A 12,560-nucleotide genomic window follows, 5' to 3' on the forward strand; every position below is an offset into this window, starting at 1 on the left:
GACGGAAGGGGTGTGCCGTTTGAAGGTATCTTTATTTATTACCTGTCTAAGTGATGCGATTTATCCCAAGGTAGGGGAAGCGATGGCCCGCTTGCTTGCCAGATATGGTGTCGAGTTGGAATTTCCCAAGGTGCAGACATGCTGCGGGCAGCCGTCCTATAACAGCGGCTATTGGGATGAAACAAGGGCAGCGGCAAAAACGATTTTGAAAGCGTTTAATAACAGTGATTTTGTCGTAGCTCCTTCCGGTTCCTGCACATATATGATTCATCATTACCCGGAGTTGTTCAAGGATGAGCCTGAGTGGCTGGAGTCGGCACGGAGGCTGGAGCAAAAGACGTATGAGTTTACACAATTTATGGTGCAGGTGCTTGGCGTGACCGATGTGGGTGCGTCTTTTCCGCATACGGTAACCTATCATCCGTCTTGTCATGGAACACGTTTGCTCGGCGTAAAGGAGGAACCGATGAAGCTGCTTGGCAGCGTAAAGGGTTTGCAATTAGTGCCGCTTCCTTTTGCAGAGGACTGCTGTGGGTTTGGTGGTACTTTTGCGGTGAAAATGCCCGATATTTCGGGAGCGATGGTGACTGAAAAAGTGGACCATATCAGGGAGACGGAAGCCGAGGTACTGGTCGGACTGGACATGGCCTGTTTGATGAATATCGCCGGTAATCTCAGATATCGGAAAGAGCCAGTTCGGGTGATGCATCTGGCAGAGCTGTTATACGAAGGGGTGAAGCACGCATGACCGCTGTACATACGCACTCTATGAACCAAAAGGTCAAAAAACGTGCAGAGCTGGCTCTGAATGATGATTTTTTGCGGAATGCAGTTCGTTTCACTACCGAGCGACTGCGCAATGGCAAGCGGACAGCTTCAGAGCAGCATGGAAATTGGGAGGAATGGCGTGAGCGGGGGCGTCAAATTCGGCTTCATACCATTGCCCATCTGGACTATTACTTAAATCTGTTTGTAGAAAATGCCCGTGCCAACGGGGTGCATATCCATTTTGCCGACACCGCAGTGGATGCCGTGCGCATTACATTGGACATTGCCGCGCATAATCAAGCCCGTTCTGTCGTCAAATCCAAGTCGATGGTGTCGGAGGAACTGCATTTGAATCAGGCGCTGGAAGGTGCGGATATCGAGACGATTGAAAGTGACCTCGGTGAGTATATTATTCAACTGGCGGGAGAGGCACCATCTCATATCGTGATCCCTGCGATTCACAAAAACCGCTATCAGATTGCCGAGCTGCTGTCTAAAGAAGCAGGGGAGGAGCTGTCCGCAGATACGACGATTTTGGCGGGCTTTGTCCGCAAAAAGCTGTGTGAAAAGTTTCTAGAAGCGGATATTGGCATGACAGGCTGCAATTTTGCCATTGCCGAGACGGGTTCCATGGTTTTGTTTGAAAATGAAGGCAACGCTCGCATGGTTTCTACTCTGCCCAAAACGCAAATCACACTGATGGGTATGGAGCGAATTATTCCATCCTGGACAGATTTGGAGGTGATGGCTACATTGCTGCCACGCTCCGCTACCGGACAGAAGTTGACGATGTATATGTCGGGGATTTCAGGACCCCGGCGCAGCCAGGATGCCGATGGACCGGAGGAAATGCACATTATCATCGTAGATAACGGGCGTTCGCTTCAGCTAGGCAATCCTGAGTTTCAAGAGTTGTTAAATTGCATCCGCTGCGGCGCTTGTTTGAACGCTTGTCCGGTGTACCGACACATTGGGGGACACGCGTATGGCGGGACATATAGCGGCCCTATTGGTGCAGTGCTTACGCCTGCCCTTCATGGCAACATCGAAGAGTGGAACGATATTGCGAGTGCGTCCAGTCTGTGCGGGGCGTGTTATGAAGCCTGTCCGGTCAAAATACCACTGCATGATATGCTGGTTTATTTACGTAGACGCAAGGTGGAGGCAGGACAAGGGGATAAACTGGAGACGATCGGGATGAAAGGTTTTGCGGCGGTAGTTTCCAGCTCGAAGCGATTCGTTGCGGCGATCAGACTCGGACAGATCGCACAGAAAGCGGTAGTCCGTAAGGGAGAGATTACCCTTAAGCTTGGCCCCTTAAAAGGCTGGAATACGTATCGTGTGGCTCCAAGTCTGGCGAATAAGTCCTTCCGTCGGCACTGGAACACACTAGCGCATGAGCTGGAGCAGGAACGCAAGGTCATGCATCCGGACATTCTCAGCCGAATGGAGACGATCTTGGCGGATAGAAGAAAAGGAGGGATGCAGCATGAGTGAACAGCGTAATCCTTCTGCGCAAGCAAAAGCGGAGCATGGAGCATGGCTTCATCAAATGCAAGCAGAATCCCGTGTCAAGCAGGCACGCTTTATGGAAGGCATTGCGACGCGGCTCAAGCGTCCACGACAGACGGAGCCACCGATGCAGCCGTTTCGCGGCGCACCTGCGTTTTGGCACAAATTCGAATGGAGTGCGGAGCAGCGCATTGAGGAGTTCACCGCCAACTTTACAAGTGTTGGCGGACACGTGGTGCGTCTGCCAGATCTGAAGAAGGCGGCAGACTGGATCACGCACAAGGCGCGCGAGCTGGGAGCAGCCTATATCGTCCGGCAGAATGAGCCGGACCTGGATGCGCTTCAGTTGGAAGCAGCGCTACCGGAAGTCCGATTGTCGGTGTGGAACACCGATCCAGCCGAAGACTGGAAGGCACGCGCCGCGGAGGCCGATATCGGCATTGTCATGGCCGATGAGGCCGCCGCCTACACCGGCTCGGTAGCAGTGCTATCCTCGCCGCAGAAGGGGCGCTCGGTCAGTCTGCTGCCGACTGTGCTGATCATTCTCCTGCCCGTGGAACGTCTGCGAACACGACTGGGCGAGATTTTAAACCGTTTTGACGTAGCAGGGCGTGAGCAATTACCCGCAGGCATTCATTTTATTACTGGACCGAGCCGCTCGTCGGATATCGAAAATGATTTGACGATCGGTGTACACGGACCAGGTATCGTTTATACGTTGTTGGTTGGTTAGCGTTATACTGCCCGTCTAACGGGCGCGATAGATCGGAAAACGGGTTTCAAAATCCGTTTGTCTACGATTGCTCCTAACCGAAATGCGGCCATTGTGCAGTTCGGTAATGCTTTTGGTAATAGCAAGGCCCAGCCCGGTACCTCCGGTTTCCTTGGAGCGTGATTTGTCCACTCTGTAAAACCGTTCAAAGAGATGTGGGACATCTTCCGGTGGAATCGGGGTGCCGTAGTTGGTGCAGATCACTATCGCTTCATCGCCTTCACGTCCTATCGTGATATCGAGACGCTTGCCATCCTTTCCGTATCGAATCGCATTGGAAAATAAATTTTCATACAGGCGCACCAGCTCGTCCGTGTCGGCCAAAATCCGAACAGGCTCAACGATTCGGACACGATAGGACATGTCCGCCTGTTCCAGTGAGGGTACAAATTCCTCAGCAAGTTGAGTGAGCAATTTGCCGAGGTCTACAGGCTCCAGCTCCAGTGGCAGGCTACCTCCACTCACACGCGTGTATTCAAATAACTCGTCGATCAGCTTTTTAAGCGTCAGCGATTTTTCATAAGCAATGTTTACATAATAGCGTAGCTCAATTTCATCCCGGTAACGGTCGGTTTCAATATACTCCAAAAAGCCAATCACCGATGTTAGCGGGGTGCGAAGATCGTGGGATACACCAGTGATCAGGTCGTTTTTCGCTTTGGCGGAAGCCCGTTCTTCTTCTATTGAAAGACGGAGCTTGTCTGCCATGGTGTTCATATTTTTTGCCAAGGTTGCCAGTTCATCTGCGGAAGATACCGGAATCGAATAGGATAAATTTCCGTCCGCGAAATTCTGCATCCCTGTCGTAATCTCTCGTAGATAGCCAATCGTATTTTTGGTAAAAAGGAAAAAGAAATAAATATATAAAGGCAGCCCACACACCAGCAAGATCAGTGAGGAACCAATGTGATTGACGGTCCAGCGGATCAGCCGAGTGCCAAAAAAAGAACGCGAGGGATTCAGCCATAACAGCAAAGACGCTCCATAATAAAACACCATTAAAATTAGTCCAGTTAAAGTGAAGGCGGCAAGGCTAAGGGCTGCCAGCTTCCATCCCAGCGTATCGTATCGTTTTGCCTTCAAGACGCAAGTCCTCCATTAATCGAATTTTTCCATTTTATAGCCGATGCCCCACACTGTTTTCAGGTATTTGGGCTTTCTTGGATCAGTCTCAATTTTCTCGCGAATTTTACGCACATGTACCATTAGCGTGTTGTTGGATTCCAGATATTGTTCCTTCCAGACCTTCTCATAAATCTGCTCCATGCTCAGCACTTGACCCCGGTGTCGAGCCAAAAGCTCAACAATAGCGAATTCACGCGGAGTCAGCTTAACGGATTCTCCAGCGAGAGTGATCTCATGTGTAACAGTGTTAATGGAGAGTTCATCCAGAACCATTTCATGCTCCAATATAGGAGAGGAGTGGGTATATTTCCGTACTCTACGTAGCTGGGATTTGATGCGTGCCACTAGCTCCAGCGGGCTGAACGGCTTGGTGACATAATCATCGGCCCCAACGCTAAGCCCTGTAATTTTGTCCATATCTTGTCCCTTCGCAGACAACATAATGATCGGAAAATGCTCGGTTTCCCTGATTTTCATGCAGGCTTCAATCCCGTCCATGTTGGGCATCATCACATCCAGCACCATTACATCTATCTGTTCCCGATTAACCTGCTCCAGCGCTTCCAGTCCGTCCCGTGCCATGAGCAAGCGATATCCTTCATTTTCTAAATATATTTGCATGAGCTTAATAATTTCAGGTTCATCGTCTACTAATAAAATGGTTCCGTTATGCATGGTTGTGCACCCTTTCTGTTCTTTCCAGCAGTATACAATATGGGCGTATTATATACCTTTTTGGCGTTGGAGGCTATGGACACTCTTCTCAGGTCGTTTGTTGGATATCATCGTCCTTTGAATAGTAGCGTTTCGGGCGAAGACATGCGCTCTTCTTGCTTGAAGTTCCTTTTTCCTGTACCCGGTAGTTGACCGAACAAAATCCACGCACATGGCAGGAAGCGGGCGATGACCGACACGACGAGCCAAGAACAAAGAAGTGCACAGAAAAAACCTCCAGCGTACCACACATGAATAAGCTGCGGTGAGCCAATGTGTGGTGAAAACTGCCGATACAAGAGTAGGAAAAATGGATGTATGAGATACACACCAAAGGACAGTGTGCCCAGACGTTCCAGCTTGCGAATGACAAAGGAATGTTGTCTTCTATACATTAAAAAGGAAATCTGTAGTAATACCAGCGTACTAGACAGGCTGTACATGTTATACATAAGTTCAAAAACTAGCGAATTGTACGAGGTTCCGTACAATCTATTTTCGTACCACATATAGACATGAATGGTGGCTGAAATCAGCCATAAAGCCCAAATTGCGATCCATGTCAGCACGCTTGTAAAACTTCGTTCCTCCTTACGTACCAGAAACCAAGTTCGAAGCTGGGGATAGTAATAGCCGAGAGCTGCGCCCAGCATGTAGCAGGCCACATAGGACAGCGCCCAGCTGCCTTTATTTTGAACCTGAAAGAGAAATTTGTTGCTAATTATAAATGACCACTGTAGCAGCAGCCCAATGACAATAGACCATTGCGGAAATTGCCGATAACGCTGGAACAGCCACAGTATGCATGGAAATGCAAGATAAAATTGCATCATGATAAAAATATAATATAAATGGGTGTACGCTTTGCCTGTAACCAGTTTCAGAGCAAAGTTTTCCGCAAGTGTAGTTATACTCCATGGTTCGGTACTGCCAGCCATAAGGGACAGGATGAAATAAAACAGAGAAAACATGACATAAGGTAAGAGGATGTACAGCAATCTCTGCTTATAAAAGCGCCTCAAGAGCTGTCGTCCCAGCGGACGATCCTTATAGTTATAGAACAGCACCATACTGCTAAGCGCGATAAATACAGGGGTACCGTACTTCATCAACACATTGAGCGCATTATATACAACATAAAGGCTGGAATTTGTAAGTTGGACCGTTGCATAGGAAGTGGCATGTACCATTAAGACGGCTAAAATCGCCATGGCTCTGACCAACTGTAATTCAGGAATTTTTTCTTTGGTCGTAGGCTTCATAAGCTTCATTTCCTTTCAGTAGTGAACTGTATCTTGTTGAACTCTTTCTATTAAAAGATAAAGTTCTTAACAACCTGAAAGGGAGCGGCTTAAGAATCGCTTATGAACTTCTTAACTTTTGTTAAGAATTAAAAAAAAGAACTTCCATAGGCTCAAAATGAGCAGCATGGAAGTTCTTTTTAGTACTCATGTTCATTCGTTATTTGCAACGTTTGATAGGTGCGCGTCTGATTTGCCCACGAATGGCACCGTTCGGATGACGGATCGTGTGGACGTTGACGTAGGCATTGCCCTCTCTAATTTGGCATACCAAATCATTAATGGTTCTGCCTCTGAGTGGACCGGTAAGATCAATTGCACGCAGCACGCCGGTAACGACACCTCTTCTTACGGTAATCCCAAACTTCGAAGGGCCAAACAGTGTAGCAACAACAGGACCATTTTCTCCTCTTCGTCCCAGATGAATGTGCGCTTCAGTTACCCGTGAAATATTGCGAACCGTCAGCTCAAAGCTTAATTGCTGGCTCGCTGGACGGTAACGAAATTCCGCAGTTCCTGTCGCATTCGTTCTGACAGGAGGCACTTCATTAGCCCCCCTCAACGTGGCTCTAAACTTATTGGACATTACGTCCCTCCTTTCCCAGTGTTGGTTTAGTGTATTCACAGGATCAGAGAAGGGGCTGTACATTCGCCTATTCATCAGAAGTTGTGTGTTTTACAAGTTATTCAGTCCAAGCACAAAACTGATTTTTTCATAGACTATGAGTATCTGATAGAGAGAGGAGGAGAAACTATGGGAACATTTATTGATGGGAGAACATCCCAAAATGCTTCGACAGCCAACTCTATTGCCATCCCAATCACTCTTTTAAATACGCCGCAATTGTTCGGACAGATCGGATTAAACACCCAAGGAGCTACAGGTACACCACGGGTTCTGCTTAAAGGAACTATATCTCTCCAAATTCCACTTGCTTTAGTAGGGATTACAATTACTATTGTGAGAGGTACGCAGATAACAGACCCTGTTGTTTATTCGGCTACGTCAACTTTTAATTTAAGTTTATTAGCTCCACAGGTTATTGCGTTCTCAGCAGATGATTTTAACCCACCGATTACGCCACAATTGGTGTATACAGCCTTTGTATCAGCTAACCTGCTGGGTACAATACGAGTAGGTCCAGAGAGCTTCGACGGGATTTTGGTTTCGGATTAATGCAGTAGTTTTAACTAACGGAATTTTGCTTCAGGGAGCTTCGCAGTTGGATCTGCGAAGCTTTTTTGTGTACAGGCATATAATATACTGGATCATACTCACTATGCAGGCTGACAAGTACAAGTTCAGCTTAACGAATAAGCTATTTTTCAATTGCATAAGAATGACATAGGTACAACCCTGCAACCATGGGTAGAATTTTATGTATGCGCTTACAAAAAATCTTTGCTTCATGCAATTAAAAATCTGGAGGAGGAATGAAGAATGAAGTGGAAAAAAGGATTGACTGGTATGCTTTTAGCAGCCTTTTTATGTGGTGCGCCGGGGCTGGGTATAGCTACCCCGGCACATGCATCAACTGGCGAGTACAAGTTTGATTTTGGCGGGGGTACGGTCGAAACGGGGTATACCGGAGTGAGCGCTTCGCTGTCCTATGACTCTGCACGTGGCTATGGCTTTCGTACCCCTGAGAATATGCGTAATGTCAGTGCATCGGGGACTGGGGTGGCAAGTGATGCGGTACGATTCTTGGCTACAGGTACGAAAAGCGAGAATACTTTCGACGTCGATCTTCCTCCAGGTTTGTATGAGGTGTCGGTTACTTTAGGAAATACTTCTCGTTCGAGTGTTGTGGCCGAAGGGGTGTATCAGGTCATAAATATGACGGGAAATGGGGCCAAGGATCGTTTTCAAATTCCAGTGACAGACGGACAATTAAATCTGCTAGTTACTGAAGGCAAAGAGGGCGCAGTCTTCACACTCAGTGCACTGGAAATCAGGCAATTGTCTAGCAATCCAGTTACGAATCGCACGATTTATATCGGCGGGGATTCTACGGTATGTAACTATTATCCGCTAGATAGCAGTGTGCAGGCAGGATGGGGTCAAATACTTCCAGAGTTTGTAAACACGAATACTTTTCAAATTCGCAATATGGCGTCAGGGGGCCAGATTGCTAGAGGCTTCCATCACGATGGTCAGTTAGAGGCGATCGTTCAATATATCAAGCCAGGGGATTATTTTATTCTCCAATTAGGCATTAATGACACCAATCCAAAGCATAACGAAAGCGAAGCGGAGTTTAAGGATTGGATGCGGGATATGATTCGGCAGGTGAAGGCTAAGGGGGCGACGGTAATTCTGTCAACACCGCAAGGCCGAGCCACTGACTTTAATGCTAACAATGTACACAACGCTGAAAACAGATGTATAGAAGCGCTATTTTGGCACTGGCTCAAGAGGAACAAACGCCTTTAGTCGATCTGAATGTTCTTAGTTCAGCTTATTTCACCTCTATTGGCAAAGATGCTACGCTGGCTTTGTATATGAACGGTGATACACTACATCCAAACTTTGCGGGTGCAAGGGAACTGGCGCGATTGGTAGCACAGGATTTACAAAGACAGGGCCTGAGTGGATTCTAAATTGCAATGATAGGTTCCCCCCCTGTTTCTTACATTTGTAGGAGCAGGGGTTTTTGGCCTCTGTTCAGGGTGCTATAATAATGGAAAAAAGCAATAGTAACGCGGAGGAATTAGAACATGCAGCCTTTCACTGCCCGAGTGCTTCAGATTATATTGCTGATCCCTGAGGGAAAAGTAATGACTTATGGTCAAATTGCGGCAGAGGCCGGAAGCCCAAGAGGTGCTAGACAGGTGGTGCGAATTTTGCATACACTGAGCCAAAAACATCGACTTCCATGGCATAGAGTAGTCAACCGCTTGGGAGAGATTGCTTTGCAGGAGGATGAGTCCGCATCCCTGCAGCGCCTGTACTTGGAAGAGGAGGGCATACAGTTTAATGCAAACGGACGTATCCCGCTGGATCAATATCTATATCATCCGCAGGCGGAGATGGAAGAATAGGCGAGGAACGAGCAAAGGTGGCATTGTTTTTGAGACACAATATAACACTAGTCTGAATCCTCGCCAAAAAGAGACGGGACAAATCATAGTTTTGATTTGTCCCGTCTCTTTTTAAACTGGCGTATCATGTAGATTAACGAAGGGTGGTATTCATATATAGCACTAAATTTCCCAGTTAAGCTTATCCAATCAGATGCTGCTGGTCACGCTGGGCAAGGTGAAAAGAAATACTGTTCATTAGCGGTATATCATTATTTTTTCGGGCTTCCCGAATGAGTTGTTTCTTTTTTTGTTCTGATTCGCGTAGAAAGCGAGTCATCCATAAATCAGACGGTTCGTTAGTAGTTGTCATGCGAGATTCTTTTATCATCTATTAACCCTCCTAGTGAGCGGCTGTTATTCTTTCTCTAGTATATGTTCCAAACCTTAATAGATGCTGTTAGTTTCCTTAAAATTAGCTGAAATTTAGGTAAAGTTCAGGTAAAAACAGATTAAATCTATGTTTGATGGGATGTAAAGTAGATACAATGAGTAATCTGGCAGTAAAGGTTACAAAAATGTATTGTTTTGACACCTTGTACCAACATAAACCTGAAAGTACAATTAGAATGCGGAGAATTCGTGGAAATTTATGTCGAAAAGAATGGAAAAGATTCGAAGATGCACCGAAAGGGGAGAAATTCATTTATGAAGCAAAAAGCGGCTGCCGTGCTGCTTGTATTGTCCTTTTCTACAGGCTTGGTTACAACTGCGCAGGCTGACAGTTCATCAGGAAGCATGTCAGCAAATATGTCAGTTAATTCATCTGCTGCGGCTACGTCGAAGACATCATCCGTAACGGGACAGGCTCTACCTCCATTAACGCTCAAGCAGGCAGTGGAATGGGCACAGACGAACAGCTACAATACGCGTACCGCCGAGCGGGATGTAGAGCGTCGTAGACTTGAACTAAAAAATGCAGAAAAGGATTTGGGAAATGCATTTGTTGATTTTATAGACGGTGAATATGTCGGTGATAACACTTCTTGGAGAAATTATAACTCTTCGACACTATCCTATCTAGCCAGCAAAAAGCAGGCGCAATATGCCAAAGACCAGATATATTTTAATGTAATGAAAAGCTACCAAAGTGTGTTTGTAGCAGAGAATCAGGTGAAAAATGATCTGGAGGCGCTTGAAATCGCCCAAGCGGAGGAAAAGATTGCACTTGCCAAATTTGCGCGAGGCAAGCTGTCTGAATATGCGAAAAACGAGAGTACACAGGCCAGAGTCCAGGCGGAACAAGCGGTCGAGCAGGGAAAAATTGCGTTGCAAAAATCCAGGGATGCTCTGAACTTCCTTATGGGACAGCCTAACGGAACAGCCTATGAAATGGTGGATCGACCCGTGTACAAGGAACCGAAGAAGCTGGATATTGAATTACATATACAACAGCTGACAGACATGAACCCGAATTTATGGAAGCTGGAGGATAGTATCAAAACTTCGGAACTCAATGTGAGATATTTTGATTTTAATAACGGTGCAGGTGCTTACGATCTAGCTAAAATGGATGTTGATACAGCTAAGGAGGAGCTCGCCAAAGGTCAAAAGGATTTTGCTGAATCACTCCGCAATTTGTATGCCACGGTTAAGGAAAACCAAAAGAAATACGTACAACTGGAAGAAAGCTTGCGTACAGCAAAAGAGGCCTTGGAGTTATCACACAAAAAGTGGGCCAGAGGTCTAATTATCGAGATGGAATTGAAAAATAACCAGTTGAAAGTGAACCAGATTGAACGGCAAATGGAAGAGCTGGCGATCGAGTTGGATCAAAATGAGTATACGTTGAACAAGCCATGGAGCACATAGGGAGGAAAAGGCGTTGGCAGAAACGGTTTTAAATGATGCTTTAATCAAGCTACGGAGAAAACGGAGAAAAAAGTGGATATGGACTGCGATTGTTTTGCTGGTTGTAGGTGGAGGCGGAGCAGCAGTATATCTGAATATGCCCAAAGAGCAGGTAGCACCTATAGTACAGGACGAGACGTTTAAAGTAGAGCGCGGCGATGTGAGCGAGAAGCTGGACACGTCCGGCACCGTGCAAGCATCCAAGGAAGTGAAGCTGAACTTTACGAGTGCAGGCGAAAACAAGCTGGCTGCGGTGAACGTAAAAGCCGGGGACAAGGTCAAAAAAGGGCAAGTGCTGGCGCTTCTGGACAGTTCAGAAATTAAAATGCAAATCCAAAGTGCGTCTGATTCTTTGGAGATATCCAAATCCAAGCTGGCTGAATTGGAGAAGGGTCCAAAGGCGGAGGATATTGAAATTCAGAAAACAAATGTACTTCGGGCCAAAATGGCTGTCGATACAGCGCAAGAATCATTTGAGCTGGAAGAAGCCGAGAGTCAGAAGAAAGCTTCCAAAAAACAGTTAGAGCAGGCCCGGAAGGCATATGAAGACCAAAAGTTTTTACATGATGCCGGGGCAGTATCCAACAGTGAATTGGAGCAGGCTGAGCAAGCATTGGATAAAGCACAAACGGACTATGATAATCTAGATTTACAGTTCCGCAAACTTATGTCGCAAAAACGTCGCACCATTTCAGAGGCTGAAATTGGCTACCGTGCAGCGATGGCTGAGCTTCACAAGACTCAGGTTCCGGCTGATGCATCGAGTATTCAATCCTCACGGATAGAGGTTCGAAGACTGGCAACTGAGCTGGAGCAGAAAAAAAATGAGTTGAACAAGCTTCAGGTCACGGCGCCGTGGGACGGAGTGATCCTGAAGGTGAACGGAGATGTGGGGACCAGTCCGACGGCTCCATTTATTACCATGAATAACTCGGATTCCAACGATCTTAAGGTAGTTGTGAAGGTAAGTCAGACCGACATTGTCAAGGTCAAAAAGGGGCTTTCGGCTGTGTTGACGACCAATGCATATCCGGGTGAATCTTTCCCAGGGAAAGTGCAATTCGTCTCACCGGAAGCCTCTACGGATGAAGGGATGACGACGTATTTAATGGAGATGTCTGTACATGACCCGAAAGGTAAGCTAAAAACAGGCATGATTATGAATGTGGCCGTTATTTTGGGAGTACACAAAAATGTACTGTTCGTTCCTGCGACTGCACTGAGATCCGAAGGAGGCCAGGATGGCGTGTATGTTTCTGCTAACGCTGCGAATCCCGGGGCACGCACATTTAAGCCCGTAGAGCTCGGATTTTACACGCCAGACCGAGTAGAGCTTAAATCCGGTGTAAAGGAGGGGGACACGATTGTTGTGCCTGCTCCTGAACCTCCGCCAGATCCTTCCGCAATGGGCGGCATGCAGGGGGGCTTTTAAACGG

12 protein-coding genes and 1 pseudogene are annotated in these 12,560 nt (G+C 46.9%); 8 read left to right on the forward strand and 5 right to left on the reverse strand.

From position 1 onward, the window contains the following. Positions 1-19: 19 nt before the first annotated feature. Genes HFE01_RS25810 through HFE01_RS25820 form a run of 3 tightly spaced genes read left to right on the forward strand, consistent with a single transcriptional unit; the run spans position 20 to position 3,013 of the window. A complete protein-coding gene (locus HFE01_RS25810) occupies positions 20-748 on the forward strand; it encodes a (Fe-S)-binding protein (protein ID WP_107735262.1) in 729 nt (242 codons plus the stop codon). After that, positions 745-2,265: a LutB/LldF family L-lactate oxidation iron-sulfur protein gene (locus HFE01_RS25815; RefSeq protein ID WP_167438789.1), complete on the forward strand. Its 1,521-nt coding sequence runs from the start codon at positions 745-747 to the stop codon at positions 2,263-2,265. Before HFE01_RS25810 ends, HFE01_RS25815 begins: the two co-directional genes overlap by 4 nt. Further along, positions 2,258-3,013: a LutC/YkgG family protein gene (locus HFE01_RS25820; protein ID WP_107735260.1), complete on the forward strand. Its 756-nt coding sequence runs from the start codon at positions 2,258-2,260 to the stop codon at positions 3,011-3,013. The genes HFE01_RS25815 and HFE01_RS25820 overlap by 8 nt, the downstream gene beginning before the upstream one ends. Positions 3,014-3,028: 15 nt before the next feature. Here HFE01_RS25820 and HFE01_RS25825 read toward each other — a convergent pair whose 3' ends face one another. The 4 genes from HFE01_RS25825 to HFE01_RS25840 form a co-directional block, all read right to left on the reverse strand. Next, positions 3,029-4,135 (reverse strand): sensor histidine kinase, encoded by a 1,107-nt coding sequence (locus HFE01_RS25825; RefSeq protein WP_019687132.1) that lies wholly within the window; start codon positions 4,133-4,135, stop codon positions 3,029-3,031. Between the two features lie 15 nt (positions 4,136-4,150). Further along, a complete protein-coding gene (locus HFE01_RS25830) occupies positions 4,151-4,852 on the reverse strand; it encodes a response regulator transcription factor (protein ID WP_025364763.1) in 702 nt (233 codons plus the stop codon). A 107-nt stretch (positions 4,853-4,959) separates the two neighbouring features. After that, positions 4,960-6,153, reverse strand: coding sequence for an acyltransferase (locus HFE01_RS25835; RefSeq protein WP_107735259.1), 1,194 nt, complete (start codon positions 6,151-6,153; stop codon positions 4,960-4,962). 199 nt (positions 6,154-6,352) lie between these two features. Beyond that, entirely contained in the window at positions 6,353-6,778 is a 426-nt protein-coding gene (locus HFE01_RS25840; RefSeq protein ID WP_016818467.1) for a CHRD domain-containing protein, read from the reverse strand. Positions 6,779-6,946: 168 nt separating this feature from the next. Here HFE01_RS25840 and HFE01_RS25845 point away from each other — a divergent pair, with 168 nt between their 5' ends. From HFE01_RS25845 to HFE01_RS25855, 3 genes and pseudogenes are all read left to right on the forward strand, one after another. Further along, positions 6,947-7,369, forward strand: coding sequence for a hypothetical protein (locus HFE01_RS25845; protein ID WP_016818468.1), 423 nt, complete (start codon positions 6,947-6,949; stop codon positions 7,367-7,369). 264 nt (positions 7,370-7,633) lie between these two features. Next, positions 7,634-8,793 (forward strand): annotated as a pseudogene (locus tag HFE01_RS25850) (rhamnogalacturonan acetylesterase). Between the two features lie 117 nt (positions 8,794-8,910). Further along, complete coding sequence (locus HFE01_RS25855; protein WP_107735257.1) at positions 8,911-9,234, forward strand: MGMT family protein; 324 nt, start codon at positions 8,911-8,913, stop codon at positions 9,232-9,234. A gap of 181 nt (positions 9,235-9,415) precedes the next feature. Here the strand turns inward: HFE01_RS25855 and HFE01_RS25860 are convergent, their stop codons facing one another. Further along, positions 9,416-9,604 carry a hypothetical protein gene (locus HFE01_RS25860; protein WP_013370989.1) on the reverse strand — a complete coding sequence of 63 codons (189 nt, stop codon included), beginning with the start codon at positions 9,602-9,604 and terminating at the stop codon, positions 9,416-9,418. Positions 9,605-9,921: 317 nt separating this feature from the next. Between HFE01_RS25860 and HFE01_RS25865 the strand changes: the two genes are divergently transcribed. Next, a complete protein-coding gene (locus HFE01_RS25865; RefSeq protein WP_107735256.1) occupies positions 9,922-11,085 on the forward strand; it encodes a TolC family protein in 1,164 nt (387 codons plus the stop codon). A gap of 13 nt (positions 11,086-11,098) precedes the next feature. Beyond that, positions 11,099-12,556, forward strand: coding sequence for an efflux RND transporter periplasmic adaptor subunit (locus HFE01_RS25870; protein ID WP_044786591.1), 1,458 nt, complete (start codon positions 11,099-11,101; stop codon positions 12,554-12,556). The last annotated feature ends 4 nt before the right edge of the window (positions 12,557-12,560 follow it).

It is taken from the genome of Paenibacillus sp. EKM10P (assembly GCF_011800655.1).
GTDB lineage: Bacteria > Bacillota > Bacilli > Paenibacillales > Paenibacillaceae > Paenibacillus > Paenibacillus polymyxa.